13 protein-coding genes and 1 pseudogene are annotated in these 22,058 nt (G+C 64.2%); 9 read left to right on the forward strand and 5 right to left on the reverse strand.

Going from position 1 to position 22,058, the window contains the following annotated elements:
• The first annotated feature begins 30 nt into the window (after positions 1 to 30).
• Entirely contained in the window at positions 31 to 948 is a 918-nt protein-coding gene (locus GNK13_RS07000; RefSeq protein ID WP_235934864.1) for an NAD(P)-dependent methylenetetrahydromethanopterin dehydrogenase, read from the forward strand.
• Here GNK13_RS07000 and GNK13_RS07005 read toward each other — a convergent pair.
• Complete coding sequence (locus GNK13_RS07005; protein WP_203328966.1) at positions 945 to 1,856, reverse strand: sigma-70 family RNA polymerase sigma factor; 912 nt, start codon at positions 1,854 to 1,856, stop codon at positions 945 to 947. The two genes, GNK13_RS07000 and GNK13_RS07005, sit on opposite strands and share 4 nt — an antisense overlap.
• 592 nt (positions 1,857 to 2,448) lie before the next feature.
• Positions 2,449 to 4,227 (reverse strand): 30S ribosomal protein S1, encoded by a 1,779-nt coding sequence (locus tag GNK13_RS07010; protein WP_164101797.1) that lies wholly within the window; start codon positions 4,225 to 4,227, stop codon positions 2,449 to 2,451.
• 385 nt (positions 4,228 to 4,612) lie between these two features.
• On the opposite strand from GNK13_RS07010, the gene rpiB reads away from it, so the two are divergent.
• Positions 4,613 to 5,101 carry a ribose 5-phosphate isomerase B gene (rpiB, locus tag GNK13_RS07015; protein ID WP_164101798.1) on the forward strand — a complete coding sequence of 163 codons (489 nt, stop codon included), beginning with the start codon at positions 4,613 to 4,615 and terminating at the stop codon, positions 5,099 to 5,101.
• Positions 5,102 to 5,323: 222 nt separating this feature from the next.
• Here the strand turns inward: rpiB and GNK13_RS07020 are convergent, their stop codons facing one another.
• Both GNK13_RS07020 and GNK13_RS07030 read right to left on the reverse strand, forming a co-directional pair.
• Positions 5,324 to 6,727, reverse strand: coding sequence for a glycerate kinase type-2 family protein (locus tag GNK13_RS07020; protein WP_164101799.1), 1,404 nt, complete (start codon positions 6,725 to 6,727; stop codon positions 5,324 to 5,326).
• A gap of 320 nt (positions 6,728 to 7,047) precedes the next feature.
• The gene (locus GNK13_RS07030) at positions 7,048 to 9,873 is read right to left on the reverse strand and encodes a hypothetical protein (protein ID WP_164101800.1); all 2,826 of its coding nucleotides are present in this window, start codon (positions 9,871 to 9,873) and stop codon (positions 7,048 to 7,050) included.
• Between the two features lie 266 nt (positions 9,874 to 10,139).
• Here GNK13_RS07030 and GNK13_RS07035 point away from each other — a divergent pair, with 266 nt between their 5' ends.
• From GNK13_RS07035 to GNK13_RS07060, 6 genes and pseudogenes are all read left to right on the forward strand, one after another.
• The gene (locus tag GNK13_RS07035; protein WP_164101801.1) at positions 10,140 to 10,430 is read left to right on the forward strand and encodes a transcriptional regulator; all 291 of its coding nucleotides are present in this window, start codon (positions 10,140 to 10,142) and stop codon (positions 10,428 to 10,430) included.
• A gap of 15 nt (positions 10,431 to 10,445) precedes the next feature.
• The gene (locus GNK13_RS07040; protein ID WP_164101802.1) at positions 10,446 to 11,945 is read left to right on the forward strand and encodes a serine/threonine-protein kinase; all 1,500 of its coding nucleotides are present in this window, start codon (positions 10,446 to 10,448) and stop codon (positions 11,943 to 11,945) included.
• 172 nt (positions 11,946 to 12,117) lie between these two features.
• Positions 12,118 to 12,927, forward strand: coding sequence for an alpha/beta fold hydrolase (locus GNK13_RS07045; RefSeq protein WP_164101803.1), 810 nt, complete (start codon positions 12,118 to 12,120; stop codon positions 12,925 to 12,927).
• A gap of 21 nt (positions 12,928 to 12,948) precedes the next feature.
• Positions 12,949 to 14,475, forward strand: a complete 1,527-nt coding sequence (locus GNK13_RS07050; protein ID WP_164101804.1) for a hybrid sensor histidine kinase/response regulator — start codon at positions 12,949 to 12,951, stop codon at positions 14,473 to 14,475.
• 469 nt (positions 14,476 to 14,944) lie between these two features.
• Positions 14,945 to 15,229 (forward strand): annotated as a pseudogene (locus GNK13_RS21665) (DUF1559 family PulG-like putative transporter); the annotation flags it as partial.
• A gap of 215 nt (positions 15,230 to 15,444) precedes the next feature.
• Positions 15,445 to 19,419 (forward strand): PVC-type heme-binding CxxCH protein, encoded by a 3,975-nt coding sequence (locus GNK13_RS07060; protein WP_164101806.1) that lies wholly within the window; start codon positions 15,445 to 15,447, stop codon positions 19,417 to 19,419.
• A gap of 111 nt (positions 19,420 to 19,530) precedes the next feature.
• Here the strand turns inward: GNK13_RS07060 and GNK13_RS07065 are convergent, their stop codons facing one another.
• Positions 19,531 to 21,018, reverse strand: a complete 1,488-nt coding sequence (locus GNK13_RS07065) for a rhamnulokinase (RefSeq protein ID WP_164101807.1) — start codon at positions 21,016 to 21,018, stop codon at positions 19,531 to 19,533.
• 312 nt (positions 21,019 to 21,330) lie between these two features.
• Between GNK13_RS07065 and GNK13_RS07070 the strand changes: the two genes are divergently transcribed.
• The gene (locus GNK13_RS07070) at positions 21,331 to 22,053 is read left to right on the forward strand and encodes a ThuA domain-containing protein (protein ID WP_164101808.1); all 723 of its coding nucleotides are present in this window, start codon (positions 21,331 to 21,333) and stop codon (positions 22,051 to 22,053) included.
• The last annotated feature ends 5 nt before the right edge of the window (positions 22,054 to 22,058 follow it).

Consider the following 22,058-nt stretch of genomic DNA (forward strand, 5'->3'; position numbering starts at 1 on the left):
TTTCAGCGTGATACCTTGGAGCGACGCTTCGTGGACCTGTTAACGATCCTGCTGCAGCTCGACCCCGATCGCCATGCCAGCACCTTCGACGCGATCGCGGCGAAGGATGCGGGGGTCGAGACGTTGCTGCAGTATTCGCAGGTTTCTGTCGACCAGGTCACGCCGCTGGTTCACGGGGCGATGTTCACCCGCGGCGGCGATGCGTTGCGGCGGACGGCGATTTTTATCGGCGGCAGCGACGTGGCCGCGGCTGAGTCGCTGCTCGAGCAAGTTCGGGAGACGTTTTTCGGTCCGGTCCGCGTCTCGGTGATGTTCGACGCGAACGGATGCAACACGACCGCCGCGGCAGCCGTCCTCTCGGCGAAGCGGCACCTCACCCTTTCCTCTTCGACGGCCGTCGTGCTCGGAGGTACTGGGCCTGTCGGCTTGCGCGTCGCACGGCTGCTCGCCCGTGCGGGCTGCCACGTGCGACTGGCTTCGCGGCGGGAGGATCGAGCGGCCGAGGCGGTGGCCTTGATCCGTAGCCAAATCGCCAGCCGAGCCAATTCTGCGGCCGCGGCAGAAGAGCCCGCTTCCGAAAGCCTTCAGCCCCTGCTCCGCCCGGTGGCAACGCCTGACGCCGCCGCGACCGCGGAAGCCATCGCCGGCTGCGACCTGGTCTTCGCCTGCGGGGCCGCCGGTGTGGAACTGGTCGACCGCGAGACGCTTCAAGCGGCTGAGCGGTGGCGAGTCGCGGTCGATCTGAACGCGGTTCCTCCGGGCGGCATCGGCGGGATCAAAGCGACCGATCGCGGCAGCGAGAGCGACGGCCGGTTCTGCTACGGAGCGATCGGCGTCGGTGGACTGAAGATGAAGATCCACCGCGCCGCCGTCCAGAGGCTGTTCGATCGCAACGACCAAATCTTCGACGCCGAAGAAATCCTGGCGATCGGGGAAACGATCGTCTAGCGGAAGTCTCGCTCGCGAGGGTCGGTCAGCCCGTCGGCCAGCCGCCGCAGCGCTTCGGTCTCGATCTGGCGGACCCGTTCACGGGTCAGCCCGAGTTCGGCACCGATCTCCTTGAGCGTGTGCGGCTCGGCTCCGTCGAGTCCAAACCGCATTCGCAGAACGGTCGCTTCCCGCTCATCGAGTCCGCCGAGTAGCTCCATCGCGTGGCGAAGGATGTCGTGGTCGAGCAGCGCCTCGTCGGGGCTCTTAAGCCGCTCGTCCATCACCATCTCGCCGAGCGACCAACCTGCTTCGGTCTGGTCGCTCTGGGGCGTGCCGTTGCTGATCCGGATCGCCTTTTTGATGATCGGCAGCTTCTTTTTCGGCAGCCCGAGCACCCTCGCGATTTCCTCATGCGTCGGCGTCCGCCCCAGCTCCTCGACCAAGCGCGCCGATGCTCGCCGCCACTTGCTGAGCAGCTCGACCATGTAGGCGGGGATGCGGATCGTTTTGGCGCTGTTGATCAACGCCCGCTTGATCGATTGCTTGATCCAGTAGCTGGCGTAGGTGCTGAAGCGAGTCCCCACGCCGGGGTCAAAACCTTCGACCGCGCGGAGCAGGCCGAGGTTCCCCTCTTCGATCAGATCCTGCAGTCCGAGACCCTTGCCGGTGTAGCCACGGGCAATGTTGACGACCAGCCGCAGGTTTGCCCGGACCATGCGGTCGCGTGCCCGCACATCCCCTTCGGCGATGGCCGCGGCCAAGTCCTGTTCTTCCTGGGCCGATAACAGAGGCGTTTCATTGATCTCGCGGAGATACGTCTCCAGCGGGGACTGCGGTGCAGCGCCGGACCGGGGGCGACGCAGCGAGACGCGCGCTTCCTGCAACTCGGCGACGGCGGAATTCAGTTCTTCAATTGATTCCGACATAGCGGGGGAGCCTTCGTGATCGTTGTGGAGGAGGGGGCTGGACATCCACGTCTGGGCGTCGCGCATCGGAAGAACCGGGGGCCGCGTGGGTCCAATGGCAGCCGGTCGAACCGACATCTAAAGAAGCGAATCGGCCGAGCGGGACCACGATCTGGAAGACTTCGCAAAGAGGGCGAAGTAGGAGGAATGTGCCGGTTGCGTTGGTGATGCCGGAGGTAACGCCGAGCGGTCACGCCGTGAGTGCCAGTCTGCGCATTTCATCAGCCGCCGGGCGCTAGCCCCCGGTTTCCGGAAATCGCCTGACTCTACCGGAGTCTATTTGCTTGAGCTTCTGTTGATCCCCCCTTCCATCCGCGTTCTCCGTGCTATCCGCGGTCCGTCCCTTTTCCGTGCGTTTCCGTGTCCTTCCGTGGCCAGATCACCCCCTAGATTCCGTGAGAGTCTGGGAATCACCCGAGAACCGGACGCTAGCGCGTGGCGGCTGATTGCACGCTCGTTCCTCGCGACGGGAATCGCTTCATAACCGCGCATTAAAAAACCGCGTTCGAGCCGATGCTCGAACGCGGTTGCGGGTTCACGTTGCGGGTTGCGATCAGTCGTTGGTCGGGATCAACGGCCCTTCGCTGCCGCCGAGACCCCCCTTGAGTTCCTGATCGCTCGACTGCCGTTGGCGTTCTTCCTCGGCGGCCGCTTCCTCTTGCTCTTCAGCCCATTCGACGCGTTTCCGCGACAGGCCGATCTTCCGCTCGTCGGTGTCGACCCGCAGGATCTTGACCTCGATGTCGTCGCCCACTTTGACGATCTCTTCGGGGTCTTCGACTTTGTGATCAGCCAGTTCCGAGATGTGGAGCAAGCCTTCCAAGCCGTCCTCGAGGCCGACGAAGACACCGAAGTTGGTGATCTTGGTGACCTTGCCGTTGACCACTTGGCCGGGCTGATACTTCTGCGGAATGTCCGAATCCCAGGGATCGTTGTCGAGCTGCTTGAGCCCCAGAGCGATCCGCCGCCGGGACTGATCGACGCTCAGCACGCGGCACTCGATCTCTTGACCCTTCTCGAGCATCTCGCTCGGGTGGCTGATCTTGCGCGTCCACGACATGTCGCTGACGTGCAGCAAGCCGTCGATGCCTTCCTCGAGTTCGACGAACGCACCGTAGTTGGTGAGGTTGCGAACCTTGCCTTTGACGTCGGTCCCTTCGGGGTACTTTTCGACGACCTGGTCCCAGGGATTCTTTTGGGTCTGCTTCATGCCCAGGCTGAGCTGCTGGCCTTCGGGATCGACCGCCAAGATCTTGACTTCGATCATGTCGCCGATGTTGACCAGTTCGCTCGGGTGATTGACCCGCTTGGTCCAGCTCATTTCGCTGATGTGCACCAAGCCTTCGATGCCCGCTTCGAGTTTGACGAAGGCTCCGTAGCTCATCACGTTGACGACTTCGCCCATGTGGGTCGAGCCGACCGGGTACTTGGTCTCGACGTTTTCCCACGGGTTGCGGTCTTTCTGCTTCAGTCCGAGCGCGATCTTTTGCTTTTCGCGGTCGATGTGCAGGACCTTGACCTCGATTTCCTGGTCGATGGCGACCATTTCCGAGGGGTGGCCGATCCGTTCCCAGGCCATGTCGGTGATGTGCAGCAAGCCGTCGATGCCGCCGAGATCGACGAACGCCCCGAAGTCGGCGATGTTCTTGACGATCCCCTTGCGGATCTGACTGACTTCCAGCTCCTGCATCAGGTACTTGCGGTCTTCTTCGCGCTGGCGTTCGATCAGCGAACGGCGGCTGATGACGATGTTGCGGCGGGTGTCGTCGATCTTGAGGACTTCGGCCTGGATGACGCGGCCGATGAAATCGCCGATGTCGCCCGGGCGGCGAATATCGACCTGGCTGCCGGGCAGGAAGACGCTGACGCCGATGTCGACCAGCAATCCGCCCTTGATCTTGCGGACGACCGTGCCGGTGACCACTTGGCCCTCGGCGACCGACTCCATCATCGCTTCCCACTGGATGATCTTTTCCGCTTTGCGCTTGCTCAGCGAGATCATGCCGTAGGGATCGTCGGCCGCTCCGAGCTCGTCCTCCATCTCCTCGATCAGGACTTTGACGATGTCGCCGAGCTTCGGCGGCTCTTCATCGCTGCCCCATTCGTCGAGGCTGACCGTCCCCTCGCTCTTGAAGCCAACGTCCACCAGGGCCCATTCGTCGTTGAGTTCGACGATTCGGCCATCGACGATTTTGCCCGAGTCGTAATCCTGCTGCTCCTGTTCCAGAGCATCGAGCAGCAGTTCCTCGCTCTCTTCGGCTGGCACCAGCAGGGCCAGCTCCTGTTCGAGGGAAGGATCTTCGAGAGAGCGAATCAGATTGCGGTTGACCATAAGAACTCAGTCGCGGGACGGGAGGAGCACGCACGCCGACGGACCGTTTACGTCGTCAGGCGGACCGGTTACAAAACCCGGAGTCCCGCAGGGGTTGGAGGAGCACGAACATTGGCGTTACGACTCCGAGGCAAACCGTTTACCTCGGGCGGCCGATCGCGAACTCACCCGCAGCGGATGAATCGCGAGGCAAACAGAAAAAGTATCAGAGCAGCGCCGCTGCCACAACGGCCATCCGCTCACAATCCAAGCGCCGATTTGCCCTGATTTTCCGTGCCTTGGCTCGCTTCGACATTGTACCGCTCCGGAAACCGCGGCCGGCCCCCAAGCCGTCGCGGCGACGGTTCCCCCGCCCCCCCTCTCCACGCATTTTGACGACTTTTCCATGAGCTCCTCGGCATCGCTTCCTCTGCGTCTGGCCATCGGTGGCGATCACGCTGGCTTTCCGCTCAAGCACGAACTGGTCGGCTGGTTGGGGGGCCAGGTGACCGAGCTGATCGATTGCGGAGCGACCGACGCGACGAGCAGCGACTATCCCGATTTTGCCCTCGCCGTCGGCAAAGCGGTCCTCGAGGGACGTGCCGATCGCGGCATCCTGGTCTGTGGCAGCGGCGTCGGCGTCAGCGTCGCGGCGAACAAAATTCCCGGGATCCGCGCCTCGCTCTGCCACGATACCTATTCGGCGCGGCAGGGAGTCGAGCACGACGACATGAACGTGCTCTGTATCGGCGCCCGCGTCATCGGCCCAGAATTGGCAATGGAAGTGATTCGCGCTTTCCTCGCCGCCCGCTACGAACCGCAGCCCCGCCACGCCCGCCGCGTCGAAAAGATCCTCCAGATCGAACGCGACGCCCTCGCCGGAAAGTTTGGATAGTCGCCTTTCGCTCCGCGAAAGTTGCGTCGATGCAAAGTGCATTGGTTAGCCGGGCTGTCCTGTTTCCGTTGAGCCGTAGGCGCTAGCCTCGGGCCCAATCCGTTACGGGCTGCCGGAAACTTTTGCGTTGCAGCTGTGTCCATTCCCAAGTGCGGACCCTTCAGCAGCGCGACGGAACCCGCGGCTAGCGCCGTCGGCTCAAATGCGTAAAAAACCGGACCGCTAGCGCCTCGCGTCTCGCCGCACCACGACCACCCGCAGGTCGCAGACGTTGGTCCCGGTCGGGCCGGTCTTGAGCAGCCCCCCGGCTCGCTCAAAAAAATGGTAGGCGTCATTGCGGCGGAGATAGTCGGCGACATCCAGCCCGAGCTCCACGGCTCGTTGCCAGACGGCCGCATCGACATACGCGCCGGCCGCGTCGGTCGGTCCATCCTCCCCGTCGGTTCCACCGGAGAGGATCACAATCCGCTCCCGATCGGCAGTGGTGAGCGATTCGCCTTCCTCCATCAGCCGCTCGAGTGCCGCCAGGACGAGCTGTTGGTTGCGGCCTCCGCGGCCTCGCTCGGCCGCCGCAACGAGCTGCACGACTGGTTCGCCGCCAGTGATCAAGCAGTCGGGCGTTCCGCTCGCGGCGGGAGCGTCGCGAAGCATCGACAATGCCATCTCGGCGAGATGGCGGCCCACCTCCTCCGCCGCCCCTTCGCTCCGGCGAGCCGACGTCATCGCGTGCGAATAGCCCCGCCGCTCCGCTTCGATCCCCGCTCCGTCCACGGCCACCGCGTTGTTGCCGATGATCGCCACCTGCCGCTCGGGCAACGACACCGAGCGGCTCGCCGCCGAGTGCTGCACTGGACTTCTGTTCTCGAGGACGCGGTAGACCGACTCGGGCAACTCGCGGTGCCGGTCGAAGCGGGCAAGCACCGCCAGGGCGTCGGCGGTGGTGCTCGAATCATCCACCGTCGGCCCCGAAGCGATCAGGTCGAGCGGATCGCCGAGCACGTCGGAGATGACCAGCGTCACCAGATGCCCAGCCCGGCAGGCCGCGGCCAGTTTGCCTCCCTTGATCGCGCTCAGATGCTTGCGGACGACGTTCAGGGCTTCGATGTCCGCTCCAGCGCCGCTCAGAAAGCGGGTGACTTGCCGCTTGTCCTCCAGCGTGATCCCATCGATTGGCAGTGGCAACAGGGCCGACCCGCCGCCGCTGAACAGGGCGACGCAGAGGTCGTTGGCCTCGGCGCTGCCGACCAGTTCGAGAATCTTGCGGCTCCCCTCGACCGCCCGCGGCGTCGGCTCGTTGAGCCCGGCGGGGCGAACTGGATCGAGATGAATCCAGCGGAGAGGCCGCTCGGTCCCCTCGGGAACGTTCACCCAGCCCTCGAGCCGCAGTTGCTTCGCCAGTCCCTCACCCACTGCCGCTTCGAATCCGGCGGCCATCGCCCCGCTGGCCTTGCCGGCACCGACGACGATCAAGCGGCCGAGGTCAGCGATGGGGAACGGATGCTCCGCGATCCACAGCACCTCCCCCGCGGGCGTCTGCTCCACCCGCACCTGCTCGCCGACCAAACGCTCGGCATCGACCGCCGCAACGCCCTCCCGCCAGATCGCTAGTGCATCGTCGGTCAGCATGGTTGCAGGTTGCAGGTTGCAGGTTTCAGGTGGCAGGTGGCAGGTGGCAGGGATTCGTACTCGTACTCGTACTCAGCGAAGCGGTACTCGTACTCGAATCCTAGAGCGAGCGTTCTGCAATATGCCGGACCGGTTTCGAGTACGAGTACGAGTTGAAAACCATATGATTCTCCCTTCTCCCGGCTCCCGGCTCCCGACTCCCGGCTCCCGGCTCCCGGCTCCCGGCTCCCGGCTCCCGGCTCCCGGCTCCCGGCTCCCGGCTCCCGGCTCCCGGCTCCCGACTCCCGGCTCCCGGCTACCGGCTACCTCCCGGCTCCCGGCTACCTCCCGGCCCCCGGTTGCCACATGGCGACTCGCACCCAATCGACGAGCGCTTCGCCGCCGCCGAGGCCTTCGAAGGTGACTCGCAACGGGCGGTCGCTGGTGACGACGCGGTACAGGCGGATATCTTGCCAGCCCGCTTTGCCGCGGACCAGCGTCCCGAGCTCCGAGCCGGCGTCACTGTCGTAGACCAGCAGTCCTTGATGCGGTCCGCCAAAGCCGAGCGTGCGGACGCGGGCATCGATCCGCACCCAACTGCCCGCCGGGACTGTGACCGGGCCGCTGCGGACGCGAAGCACCGTGCCGGCGTAACCACCGGGGAGGGGAACTTCGCCATGGGCAGCCGCTTCGATTCGCAGCGCTCCGAGACCATCGCTTCCGGCCGTCGGATCGATCCCGACCTGCGCGTCGGCGACCGCTTCCAGCCGCTTCTGGTGCGTCCAGCCGCTGCGGAGCATTGCTTCGGCGTCATCCAACTCCCCGCCGGCTAGCAAGTTCTCGGTCCAGCGGCCATCGTCGAGGATTGGTCGCCAAGCGAGTTGCAGGACCGTGCCGCCGGGGGCGAGCAGCGTCGGCATTCCGGTGGGGTGCATCTCGGGCGGTTGCAAGCGACCGGCGAGCGCTTGGCGGACATTCACCGCGTGCCAATCGGCCGCTCGCGTAGCCCGCATCGCGGTGTTGTAGCGTCCCGAGGCGAGGATCGGTTGCACGTCGGCCAGGGCGTTGGCGGCCAGCCGCATCGCTTCGGCAGGCGTCGCCGCTCTCGGCACCAATCCGCCGCCGACGGCCGACCTCCAGTCTTCGCGAGCCATCAGCAGATCGTCGCTGACCAGCCTCCACCGTTCCTGGTTGAGGCTTTCCGCTTGGCTGCGGATGACGCGCTCGAGGCGGCGGCCCAGTCCCGGGTCATCCGAGAATACCAGCCACTCGACCCAATCGGGCGACTCGATCGCAACTCTCGACATGGCTCCGTCGGCGACCAGCGGAAGCTGCTCCGCCGCCGTGTTGGTCAACCGCCAAGCGAAAGCACCACTCCGCGCCGGCGCATGGAATTCGAGCGTCGGCGGAGTCGGCGGTGAGGGACCGCCGGGCGGCTGTGCGGTATGGCTCGCGATCACCACATCAAGGCGTTCGCCCGCCATGTGCGCCAGGTGATAATTCGGCTGGTTGCTTCGCAGGTCGGGCTGCGGCCGACTCCCGGCGACCGCAGGGCCGATGATCTCCAGCCAGCGATTGACCAGCCCCAACGCCGCGGCTCGCTGCAGATCGGCTTCGCGGCCACTGGTCAGCGAACGCGTCGAGCGGAACACGATCGCCTGCGGTCCCGCCTTCAGCGCTTCGGCCGTTTGAAGCCAGATCGAGTGCCAACCGAAATCTTCGACGTTGGCTGCACCCAGTCCTCGGCTGATCGCGTCGAGCTGTGCGATCAATCGCTCGGGCGGCAAAGTGGGAACGCCCACGGCGACCGCCACCGGGCGTCCGGTGCGGCGCAGTTGGTCGCGGAGCAAGGCCGTCTGCTCGTCGCCGCCGAGCCCACGGATCGCTGGCGGCAAATCGTAGACGAGCGTCGTCGCTACCCCGGCGAAACGGTCCCACGACTCCGCCGGGGCGACCATCGCGGGGCGCTGCCAAAGGGTGGGAAGCCGAGCGATTCGTTCCGCTTCGTTGGCGGCCAGATCCATCTGGGAATCGTCGAGCGAAGTCCCGAGGTACCACCCCGCCACGGGCGTCAGCAGAGGTTCGAGCGCGGGATCGGGGGCGGTTGGCGGCGGTGCGTAAACAATCATCGACTGCCGGACCGCTTCCCGCAGAAGCTCGGCCGTGGGTGGCCGCGAGAGCAGCACGGCATCGAAGCCGAGCATCTTGAGATAGTCGAGCGGCTCGCCATTGTGCTCCAAAATCCGCGTCACGCGCCCGCTCCGAAACGCGGACTCGAAGGCCGACTGCAGCGTCGACCGCAAAGCGGAGGCGTGGGGTGCCGGGAGCACGCCGGCCGCGGCTGCCGAACGCCCGGGCTGAAGCTGCCCGCTGCCGGCGACGGCTCCGCGACTGAAAGCGATGGCCGTCCCCGCGACGCTGCTTCCGGCCCCGCCGTTTGCTGGCGCTGCGGCGGGGGAGACGGAGACCAGTCCGTCGATCCGCAGGTCGTCCAGGCGGATCGTCGACAACCCGGGGCCGGTGTAGGCGTTGATCACGACCGCGTCGATGTAGGCGTCGTCCAGGTCGACCTCAGCGCCGAATTGGCCGCGGATCGCGATCTCGCGAAGCCTGCGCTGCGTGGAGTCGGGGGTTGCGGTGAGCATCTCCCACTGGCCGTCCCCGCGGTGGGTGTGTCCCCACAGGATCGCGGCCAGCGGAGCCCGTGTGGCGGGGTCGATCACCCGCGGATACCGCACCCGCAACCCGACCCGGGCTCCGTGCCGCACGGCCTGGACCGAGACCGTCGCCTTGACTTCGGCGATGATCTGCGAGGGGTCGATGCGGTACTCGAGGACCGCGCGGGTGCCGTTTCCGGTCCGCAGCGTCAACGCTTCACAGGGCCGCCGGTCGAGTCCGCCGGTCGCGTCGAGCCAGTGGGAGCGGACTTCCGCCCCGCAGTCCGCTTCGCTCAGCCGCCAATTCAGGGGCCGCCCGTCGAGCGGGTCGATCAGCGGACCGCTGGCAAAGCCCGGGGAGAAGTTGCCGTAGAGCGTGCCGAGCACTAGCAGCAGCAGGGCTGACCCGATCCGCAGCGCTTGCCGGGGGCGCGCAACCGGTGAGGCAGCGGCCGTTTTCCTCGCTCGGCGGGAGGCGAGTTGTTGACCGAGCAGGCCACAGACCGGCATAACGTTGTCTCAAAGCGTCACGCGAAGCGATTTCTCAACAAACAGCCTAAACCCTGTAACTACCAAGGTTTGCGCGGCAAATCTACAGGAGTTTGTTGCTTCCACGCCACTTGTTGCGAGAATGCATCGCTGCGGCGTCGTTTGTCTAACTGGTTTGCTGGTCGTCACTTACATCGCCACTTCGGCGGTGCGTGCCGGATCGGCACCGAGCGTGCTTTTGCTCTGTTCCCAATCACTGACCGCAACAACCTGGAGTTAGCCCCACGATGGCATTCGCAGCCCAACCTCTTCGTGACCAAACCGACGAAACCCCCGTGGAACTGAACGAGTTGATCCAAGCGGTCAACGCCCTGCCGGCTCGGTACCGCGAGAGCCTGCAGCCGTCGCTCTCCCGAGTGGTGGAGTGCAGCACGCGGCGGCGGCGGATTCTAAACTTGGTTCAAGAGGCGCTCAGTCAATTGCGTTTGGACATGAAGTATCTTGTCTTTGATCTCGAAGCGACGCGTCGCGAACGGGACGAGTATCGCCAACGTATTGAAGAGCTCGGCGACCAGTAGTTTTAAGTGGAATCCATGTCTGAATTTACGCCTGAATCTTTTGCCCAACGTGTCCTGCAGCTCGGCTTGGCAGACGCTCGCCAAATCGACGCAGCACGTTCCGAACTCGGTTCCGGCGAGATCACGACCGAAGATTTGATCCGCAGTCTGCACCGCCACGGTCTGCTGACCACGCTGCAGCTGGACAAGATCATGCGAGGCGACTCGCACGGGTATTTTTTCGGCGACTACAAAATCCTCTACCTGATCGGTGCCGGTACCTTTGCCCGGGTGTACCGTGCGGCCAAGGGCGCTGAGGGGGAAGTGTTCGCCCTCAAAGTGCTGCGAAAGCGGTTTCGCGACGAGGTCGCCCAACTCGACCAGTTTCTTCGCGAAGGCCGGATGGGATTGCGGCTGCGGCATCCGAACATCGTCTCGATCTACGACGTCAACGCCGACGTCCGCAATCCCTTCATGGTGATGGAGTTCGTCGAAGGGCAAACGCTGCGGGAACTGGTCCAGATCCGCGGCAAGCTCGAGCCGAAGATCGCTCTGAAGCTGATTGGCGACGTGGCCGCCGGACTCGCCTACGCGGCGACGCTCGGGATCAGCCACCGCGATATGAAGATGTCCAACGTACTGGTCAGCACCGAGGGGCGGGCCAAGCTGGTGGACTTCGGGTTGGCCGCCTTGGCCGATCGCAACAACCCCGACCAACTGGCCGATTGCCCCAATGCGCGAGCGATCGACTACGCCACGCTCGAACGGGGCACGGGCGTTCGCAAGGACGACCCGCGGAGCGATATCTATTTCGCCGGCTGCATGCTCTACAACATGCTCAGCGGCGTCTCCCCCCTGACCGAAACCCGCGACCGCGTGGCCCGCTTGAATGTGACCCGGCTGCAGACGATCACGCCGATCCACCAGGTCCTTCCCGACATCCCGGCTCCGGTCGCCCACGTGGTCGCCAAAGCGATCGAGTTCGATCCCGAGAAGCGGATTCAGTCGGCCGAACTCCTGCAGGCGGAAGTCCGCAAGGCGCTCGAGCGGCTCGAGGCGGGCGATTACCGGCGCGTCTCGGCTGACGGCGAGCAGGAAACACCGGCGGTCGAGGAGGTGGCACCTTCGAGCGAAGGGGAAGGCCGCACGGTGATGCTGGTCGAGTCGAAGATCGAGCTTCAGGACGCGATCCGCGATCAGCTGAAAAAGCGGGGCTATCGCGTGCTGGTGATCAGCGACCCGCGACGGGCGATCGCGCGGTTCGATCCGATCGAGGACCCGCCGGCCGACTGCGTCGTGTTCAGCGCTCACGAGCTGGGCAACGCGGCGCTCGAAGCTTTCAACCAATTCGCCACCGACGAACACACCGCCGACATCCCGGCAATCCTGCTGGTCGACGACAAGCAGCAGCACATTATCGGCCGCGCCGAAATGGACAACCACCGCCGCATGCTAAGAATGCCCCTGAAAGTCCGAGAGCTGCGGGTGATGCTCAAAACCCTACTCGCCAACCGCCCCAACCGCGATTTGGTCTAAAGCGGGCCGAGTCCTCGCCGCGTCTTCAGGGCAATCGCGAGTGGCGGAATTTGGGACTCATCACGGATCCTTGTGGTCCAGGGGCCTGGAGGCGACAATCGGGTGCCAGTCCCTGAGCTCTCTCGCCTACCGCCTTGCTCTCCGTGACGAAGGCTCTGACAAAGACTTTCGTATGTCGACCGACGTCCTGCTGAGAAACAACGTGCACGTCTCCGGTCGAGGTCAGCAGCCGATGGTGTTTGCCCATGGGTTTGGCTGCGATCAGAACATGTGGCGGTACATTACCCCCGCTTTCGAAGCGGACTACCGGATCGTTCTCTTCGACTACGTAGGGTCGGGCGGGTCCGACTTGAGGGCCTACAGCGACAATCGCTATGGGAGCCTCGACGGGTACGCGGAGGACCTCCTCGACGTGTGCCAAGCTCTCGATTTGCGAGAGGTCGTGGTGGTGGGGCATTCGGTCAGCAGCATCATCGCTATGCTCGCTGCGATCCGAGAGCCGCAGCGTTTCTCGCAGCTGATTTTGGTCGGCCCGTCGCCCCGCTATGTGGATGATCCGCCCGGTTACCGTGGCGGGTTCGTGCGGAGCGACATCGAGGGGCTCCTCGAGATGATGGACAAGAACTACATGGGCTGGGCGAGCTTTCTCGCGCCGAACGTGATGAAGAATCCCGACCGCCCCGAGCTTTCCGAGGAACTCGAGCAGAGCTTTTGCTCAACCGACCCACGCGTGGCCCGTCAGTTTGCTAAAGTGACCTTCCTCTCGGACAATCGCGAAGATTTGGCATCCGTGACCACTCCGTCGCTCATTCTCCAGTGCTCCGACGACATGATCGCCCCGCTCGAAGTGGGCGACTACATGCATCAGCATCTCAAGGGGAGCACGCTCCGCGTGATGAAAGCCACCGGGCACTGTCCCCATATGAGCCACCCAGAGGAGACGATTGAGTTGATGCGGGACTACCTCGCGGCATGCGAATAACGGCGAGGCTGAAAACGATTGATGGATGCAATTCTGAACGCGGTGCCCTGCGGATTTCTATCCTTCGCCGCTGACGGAACGATCGTGCGTGCCAATGCCAGGCTCGCGGCGATGGTCGAGCGCGAGCAAGATTCTCTCGTGGGACTCTCGATCGAGAAGCTCTTAACGACCGGGGCACGCGTTTTCTACCAGACGCATTTCTTCCCGCTCCTGAGGATCGCCGGTGCCGTGGAGGAAATTTATCTCACGTTGCAGACCGCCGGGGGGCGTGAGGTCCCGGTGCTGGTGAACGCCGAACGCCGCGAACGGGACGGGGCAGACGTCTACGACTGCGTCGTGTTCTCGGTCCGTCAGAGGGGAGAGTTCGAGGATCAGTTGTTGAAGGCGAAGCGGGCGGCCGAGGACGCCGCACGTACCCGGGATGACTTCTTGGCCGTGGTGTCTCACGAACTGCGAACACCGCTGAATGCGATCCTCGGATGGGCGCAAATCCTGCGTCTCGATGCGGATCCCGATACGATCGAGCAAGGCATCGACGTGATCGAGCGGAACGCCAAAGCCCAGGCCCGCCTTATCGAGGATTTGATCGACGTCTCGCGAATCGTCTCGGGCAAGCTGCGGCTCGAGGTCCAGACGGTCGATCCACGGACGGTGATCAAGGAGACGCTCGATGTCATCCGATTCGCGGCAGAGGCGAAATCGATCTGCATCCAAACCGTCTTGGATCCCGACGCCGGTCCCGTTTCGGGAGATCCCAATCGTCTGCAGCAAGTGCTGTGGAATTTGCTCTCCAACGCGGTGAAGTTCACGCCCAAAGGAGGTTTCGTCCGCCTCCGGCTTCAGCGGGTGAACTCGCAGATCGAGATCCTCGTTACCGACAGCGGGCAAGGAATCGATCCCCAACTGTTGCCCTACGTGTTCGAGCGGTTCCGCCAGGGGACGGACTCCCACCGGCACGGCGGGCTGGGGCTTGGGATGGCGATCACCAAAGAGATCGTCCAATTGCACGGCGGGAGCATTCGCGCCCACAGCGATGGCCAAGGCAAGGGTGCCACGTTCATCGTGACTCTGCCCGTGCTGCCGGTGCATGCCTCCGGAGGGAGCGATGCTTCGAGCGACGTCCACGTCGAGTGGGATACGCCTCGCGATCGGCTCCCACGCCTCGAGGGCATTCATGTGCTGCTGGTCGACGACGCGCCGGATGTCCGCGACGTCCTTAACGCAACCTTCCTCCGCTCAGGTGCCCGCGTTACCACGGCAGCCTCGGCAGCAGAGGCGTTCGACCGACTGCAGGAACTGCGGCCCACAGTGCTGGTGAGCGACATCGAGATGCCGGATGAGGATGGCCTTTCGCTGATGCGCCGCATTCGCACGCTGTCCGCCGAATCTGGACGTGCGACGCCCGCGGTCGCCCTCACCGCCAACGGTCGAGCGATGGATCGGAAGCGGGCGTTGTCAGCGGGATTCCAGGTTCATCTTACCAAACCCATCGATCCCGATGAGCTGGTCATGGTGGTAGCGAACCTCTGCGAGCAGGTCGCGGGCTGACACCGTGGTTACGAAAACCGTATGCCAGAGAAGCAGGGATCGAGCCAACCTTTCCCTTTTCGCTCCCCGAATCTCACTCAGGTTCCTGGTCGTGACCTGCGTGCTTTTAGGGATTTTTCTGGGCCTGCACCTACCAATTCTCCACTCGCGAACTCGATCCGACTTACGAATACGTCATCTTCCTAGCGAGAATGGAAGACGGAGACATTCGGTGGATTGGGCTCCGCCGAGCCGGTGCGACGTCGGGTGGGAATGCCCTGCTTCCGGCCGAGTAGCTTTCCGCTGCTCGAGTTTTTTTGAGTTTTTCGGGGCAGTTGACGAACCGTGATCGGCAGGCGATCGTAGTGGCTGTTGGTTTTTGGTCGGACCGAACAATCGCCTGCATTTCGTTGTGGCTGGGCACTTTTGATGCTGCCTTTGGTTCGACCTTTCTGCGCCGTCTTGCTGACGGCTCTCATCGCCTTGGGGCATGCTCCTGCGTGGATGCACGTGGGTGCCTGCGACCGGGGTGAGAATTCCCATAGTTGCTGCGCGCACCACCACGCCTGCAGCGGCTGCAGGCTATACCGGCGTACGCAACGGATCATGGATTCGCGCGACAGCGTTCCATGTCGCGATCAATGGATTCTACGCACCCAAGAGCCGCGAGCCCGACGCCTCCCACCACGGCGACGCGATTACGAGTAGTCGCAGTAACCATCCTGGCGGCACGCAGGCAGCGATGGCCGATGGCAGTGTTCGTTTCGTCCAGGAAAGTGTCAACCTAGAGACTTGGCGAGCACTCGTCTCCCGCAACGACTGCGGCGCGGGCATTCTCCAGCGGTTACAATCGGGGTCCGCCGAAGTGGCTGCGGGGTTTCGTGGCGGCCGACTTCGGTGGCTCCTGCCGGCGTTCCCTCCTCCCGCTCGGATTTCGACATGCCTCGACCATGTGCTCCGTTGTCATCCGGTTCCCGTCGTTCCACGGCAATGCTTGCGACCTCGCTCGCCGTGGCGTTCTGCTTCATGGCTTTCTGCTCGGGGAAGCCTGCTTCCGCTGCCGATGCGGCCAGGCCGGCTGAGGTCAAGCACCGGATCGTGTTCATCGCCGGAGCGGCCAGCCATGGGTTTGGCTCGCACGAGCACTATGCCGGCTGCCGCTTGCTGGCCGACTCGCTCAACGCCGTCGGGAGGGGCGTTCAAGCCGAAGTTGTCCGGGGCTGGCCGGCGGACGCGAGCGTGCTGGAGCAGGCCGATTCGATCGTGATCTATGCCGATGGCGGCGGCGGGCACCCTGCTCTCGCCCACCGCGATCAGCTGGCCAAGTTGCTTCAAGCGGGCAAGGGATTCGTCTGCTTGCACTATGCAGTGGAAGTGCCAGCGGGAGAGCCGGGCGACGACTTTCTACAGTGGCTCGGCGGCTACTTTGAAACCCACTGGTCGGTCAATCCGGTCTGGGAGGCTGAGTTTACCGAGCTGCCCAAGTCGGCCGTGGCCCGGGGCGTCGAGCCTTTCACGATCCAGGACGAATGGTACTTTCACCTGCGGTTTCGTTCGCAGATGCAAGGGATCACTCCCATCCTTTCAGCGGTTCCGCCGGAGTCGACGATGCGCCGACCCGACGGACCGCACAGTGGTAATCCCGCGGTCCGCCGCGAAGTCGCGGAGCGGAAACCGCAGACGGTGGCCTGGACATTCGAGCGTCCCGGCGGTGGCCGATCCTTTGGGTTCACCGGCGGCCATTTCCACTGGAACTGGGGCCGCGCGGAACAGCTGCGGTTGGTGGCGAATGCGATCCTCTGGACGGCCGGAGGCGAAGTGCCCGAGGGAGGCGTGCCGCTGCAGGAAGTCGATGTCGAAAAGCTTCTCGACGATCAAGACTACGACCGTCCCAAGAACTTCGACTCCGAAGCAATCAAACAGCAGTTCAAACTCTCCGCCGTTCCGCAAGTCGCAACACCCACGATGCTCGTTAACCAACAAGCGACTTCGGAAGCGGAGCAGCGGAACGCCGAAAACGCGGTTGCCGGATTGAAGGTCGCCAAAGGGTTGGAAGTGACGCTGGTCGCAAGCGAGCCGGAGCTTCGTAGTCTCACGAATCTTGTCATCGATGACCGAGGGCGGATCTGGGTCATCGATGTGATGAACTATCGCGCCCACCAAGGGCGCAGGCCTGAAGGGGATCGGATTCTGATTCTCGAAGACACGACGGGCGACGGGGTGGCCGATGATGTAAAGGTCTATTACCAGGGCAACGATATCAACTCGGCGATGGGACTCTGTCTGCTCGGTGACGAGGTGATCGTCTCCGCCGCGCCTTACGTGTGGAAGTTCACCGACACCGATGGCGATGATCGCCCTGATAAGAAAGTCGCTCTATTTACCGACACTGGACAGCCGCAGCACGACCACAGCAATCATTCGTTTGTGTTCGGACCCGACGGCAAGCTGTATTGGAATTTTGGCAATACTGGGGGAGCGGTTAAAGGTCCGAATGGCGAAGTGGTCGTCGATATCCATGGTCGCCCGGTCGTCGACAACGGTCGTCCTTTCTATGGCGGGATGCCCTTTCGCTGCGATTTGGATGGCAGCAATCTGGAAGTCCTCGCCCACAACTTTCGCAACAACTGGGAAACCACCGTCGACTCCTTTGGCACTCTCTGGCAGAGCGACAACGACGATGACGGCAACCGGGGGTGCCGGATCAACTTTGTGATGGAGCAGGGAAATTACGGCTACCGCTCGGAGATCGACGGCAGTTCGTGGCGGCAATCGCGGATCGGCCTCGAGAAGGAGATTCCCCTGCAGCACTGGCATTTGAACGATCCGGGCGTCGTCCCGAATCTGCTGCAGACCGGTGCGGGATCACCGACCGGAATTTGCGTCTACGAAGGCCGCCTGCTGCCCGAGCGGTTTTGGGACGAGGTGATTCACTGCGATGCCGGTCCGAACGTGGTCCGCGCTTATCCGGCCGAGCGAGCGGGGGCGGGTTACACGGCGACCATCGAGCCGATCTTGACCGGGACCCGCGACCAGTGGTTCCGGCCGGCTGATGTCTGCGTGGCTCCCGACGGCTCGCTGTTCGTCACCGATTGGTACGACCCGGGTGTCGGTGGGCACCGGATGGGAGACCTCGACCGCGGACGGCTGTTCCGCATCGCTCCCAAGGGAACGGAGTATCGAGTTCCCAAGTTCGATTATTCGACCGCCGCCGGTGCTGCCGCTGCGCTCCGCAATCCGAATCTGGCGGTTCGCTTCAAAGCGTGGATGGCGCTGCACGAACTGGGAACGGCAGCGGAGCCAGAACTGCTCGAGCTGTGGCGGGATGAGAATCCGCGGATCCGGGCTCGCGCCCTGTGGCTGCTCGGCAAGATCGAAGGGCGTGGCGAGCACTACGTGGAGCTGGCGCTTTCGGACGCGGACGAAGACATTCGCGTGACCGGGGTGCGGCTGGCAAAGCATCTGCAAATGCCGATGGCGCCGGTCGCTGCTCGGGTCACCGGCGATGCATCGGCGGCGGTTCGGCGCGAAGCGGCGATCGCGCTGCGATTTGACACGAGCGCCGAGATGCCACGGGTGTGGGCGGAGCTTGCGGCCCGCCATGACGGCAGCGACCGGTGGTACCTGGAAGCTCTCGGGATCGGGTCGGATCTTCGCAGCGACGAATGCTTTGCGGCTTGGCTGGAGCGCGTCGGCGACGATTGGAAGACTGCCGCAGGGCGGGACATCGTCTGGCGGGTGCGGGCCCGCGAGGCGGCAATGAAAATGGCCGAGTTGGTGCAGGATCCCGCGCTGCCGCTGGAGGCGACCGACCGCTACTTCCGTTCACTCGAGTTCCATCCGCCGGAGATCCGCACCGAAGCGCTGCGGGGATTGCTCACCGCGGCCGAGAAGCGTGACGAAGGGCCGGCACGTGGTGATGCTCGCGGCGACGCGGTGCTGGTCCGTGCGGTGGAGCGAATGAGCGACATCGATTGGCGGGCCGCGGAGTCGACGCGTTTGGCGGTCGAGCGGCATATTCGGCATTCCTCGGGCTCGCCGGAGTTCGTGGCTCTGGTCAAGCAGTTCCAGCCAGCGGGTATGGAGGACGAGCTGCTGGTCTACGCGCTCGCTCACGGCGACGACACGACGGCCGTCGAAGCGACGGAACTCTTGATCGCTTCGCCGCAGGGCCGCACGGTGGCGGCCGCTACGTTAGGAATCGAGGAAGGGGCACCGGCGATGGCTCGGCTGCTCGGCTTGCTGGGGTCGCCGGCGGCGATCGAGCTGCTCGATCCGCTCATCCGCGACCCCGAGCAGCCCTACCCGGTCCGCTCGGCCGCGGTGCGCGGCATGGCATCGAATCAGCTGGGCGGTCAACAGTTGCTCGAATTGGCTGCGAAGCAACAGCTGGCGGCGGACACGCGGCTGCTGGCCGGCGACCTGCTGTCCCGCAGCTCGAACGAGAAGCTCAAGCAGCGAGCCGCGCAACTCCTGCCGCTTCCGGAGTCGACCGACGCCTCGCCGCTGCCGCCGCTCGACGAACTCGTTGCAATGAAGGGAGACGCGTCGCGAGGGCGGGAGTTGTTCGCGGGCAAGGCGACGTGCGCAAACTGCCACCGGGTGGCCGGATCGGGCAAGGAGGTCGGTCCCGACCTGTCGGAGATCGGCGATAAACTCTCCCGCGAAGCGATGATGGTCTCGATCCTCGACCCGAGCGCGGGCATCAGCCACAACTACGAGAACTACGTCTGCTTGCTCGACAGCGGTCAGATCATCACCGGCGTCCTGATCAACCGAACCGACGACGCGGTCACGCTCCGCACGGCCGAGGCGATCGACCGGACGATCCCGACGAGCGAGATCGAAGAGCTGAAGAAGAGCGAGAAATCGATCATGCCCGACAACCTCCACCACACGATCGACCCGCAGGGCCTGGTCGACCTCATCGCGTACATGGAGACGCTGAAGAAGGGGAAGGATTGAGGCTTCGTCATCGTCAGCCCGAAGGGCTCAAACATATCAGCCCAGGGCAGAGCAACGCGGCGAAGCCGCAACGCGCCGCCCTGGGTGCTCGATGCAATCCCAACCGCGAGCTCAGCTCCCCAGCCGTTCAAACCGGGCGGCTGCTTCGTCGTAGGGGGCGGTGTTCTGCGGCTCGTAGATGTTGGGGTTAAAGCTGCGGCGGACCAGGGCTCGAGCATCTTCGACCGAGCTGAGGGTTCCGATGCCGATCATCTGCATCAGCAGGTTTCCGATCGCCGTGGCTTCGGCCGGTCCGGCGACGACGCGACGCCCACAGGCATCGGCCGTCATCTGGCAGAGCAGCGGGTTTTGCGAGCCGCCCCCGACGACGTGGATCGTCTCGATGCGGCTGCCTGTCAGCGATTCGAGCGCTTCGATGCTTTTGCGGTACCGCAGCGCCAAGCCTTCGAGCGCGGCTCGGAAGAGCGAGCCTTCGTCGTCGGGGAAGGTCTGACCGGTGCGGCGGGTCGTGCCGCGGATCGCTTCGATCATGTTCTCCGGAGCGACGAACTCGGGATCGTCCGGGTCGAGAAGAAAGCTCAGCGGAGTTGCCGAAGCGGCTTTGGCGACCATGTCCTCCCACGAGATCTCCCGCCCCTGTCGCTCCAAGGCCGCCCGGATTTGCTGGAAGATCCACAGCCCGCCGATGTTCTTGAGCAACCGCGTGCTGCCTCCCACCCCGCATTCGTTGGTGAAGTTGAGCGCGGCACAGGCGTCGGTGATCTTCGCCGCCGGCAGCTCGCAGCCGATCAGCGACCAGGTGCCGCTGCTGATGTAGCACCAGTCAGGGTGCGAGGGGGCGAAGCCGTTTGCGGGAACGGCCAACACGGCTGAACCGGTATCGTGGGTTGCCGGAAGGACCACCGGCACGTCGCGGAGTCCAGTGCGGCTGGCGACCGAAGGTTGGACCATTCCGAGCGTCGTGCCCGGCGGCTGGATGGTACAGAACAGGCCGCGCGGAATCCCCAGCCCTTCGATGACCGTGTCGGACCAGTCGCGCGTTTGCGGATTGAACAGCTGCGTCGTCGAGGCGTTGGTCATCTCGGCCGATTTGACGCCGGTGAGCAACCAGTGAAAGAAGTCGGGAATCATCAGCAGCGACTCGGCGATCTGCAACCGCGCCGCCGAGGCTCGCACGTCGGCGAGCAACTGGTAGGCGGTATTGATCTCCATGAACTGCAGCCCCGTCTCGGCGAACAGCGTCTCGCGAGGAACCCGCTCGTAAGCGTGGGGCAGGATTCCACGGGTGCGAGGATCGCGATAATGGACCGCCGGGCCAACCAGGTGATCGTCTCGGTCGAGCAGCACGTAGTCGACGCCCCACGTGGCGACACCGACCGATGCGACGCGGGAGTTGTCGGCTGCTTGGCGAAGCCCGTGCTGGATCTCACTCCACAGGCCGAGCATGTTCCAGCACATCTGGTTGGGAAGCAGGACCGGCTCGTTGGCGAACCGAGCGACGGTCTCCATCCGCAGTGCGTCGTCGGCGATTCCGCCAGAGATCACGCGTCCGCCGGACGCTCCCAAATCGATGGCAAGGTGGACGGGGTAGTCGGTCATGAGGGAGCCAAGGAGGAGAGGGCGTTGGGGGAAGGGTGTTGTCTCGGGTGGGGGCCCAAATGGTGACTTGCCAAACGGCGAGCGTCAACTTCGCGTGCGATAGTCGCCTTTCGCTCCGCATAGTCGCCTTTCGCTCCGCGAAAGTTGCGCAGAAGCGCTACTTTCGCGGAGCGAAAGGCGACTATGGGTGGCAACGCTACTTTCGCGGAGCGAAAGGCGACTCAGGTTGCGAGAATCGGCAGCCCCGGTACAAAAATGGTTCGCCGATTGTTCCGTTCTCCGCGTCGCCGCGGCCACTCAGGAAAGTTTTGCATGCCCCAGCCGATTCGCGTCACCGTTTGGAACGAGTTCGTCCACGAGCGGGAGCGGGAGGATGTGCGGAAGGTTTATCCCGACGGATTGCATCAGGTGATCGCCGAAGGGCTGCGGGCGTCGCTCGGCGAGGCCGTCGAAGTCCGAACCGCGACGCTCGACGAACCGGAGCACGGTTTGCCCGAGGAGGTTTTGCAGTCGACCGACGTGCTGCTGTGGTGGGGACATGCCGCCCATGACCGGGTCGACGACGAGGTGGTCGCGCGGGTCCATTCACGTGTGCTCGACGGAATGGGATTGCTCGTCCTGCACAGCGGCCACGGCTCGAAAATTTTCCGCCGCTTGATGGGCACCAGCTGCATGCTGCGGTGGCGGGAGGCGGGAGAGCGGGAACGCTTGTGGGTGGTCGATCCGAGCCACCCGATCCTCGATGGGCTCGGAACCGACGTGATCGAGATCGAGCAAGCCGAGATGTATGGCGAGTTCTTTGACATCCCGGCCCCCGACGAGCTGTTGATGATCAGCTCGTTCGCCGGCGGCGAAGTCTTTCGCAGCGGCTGCACGTTCCGCCGCGGCAAAGGCAAGATCTTCTACTTTCGCCCGGGCCACGAACTCTACCCAATCTACTATCACCCGCAGGTCCGCCAGGTGATCGCCGGTGGCGTCCGCTGGGCCGTTCCCAGCGGCACGCCCTACACGCAGGAAGCCCGCCACTGCCCGTAGGCTAT

The organism is Candidatus Laterigemmans baculatus (assembly GCF_010367455.1).
Taxonomy (GTDB): Bacteria; Planctomycetota; Planctomycetia; order Pirellulales; family Pirellulaceae; genus Laterigemmans; species Laterigemmans baculatus.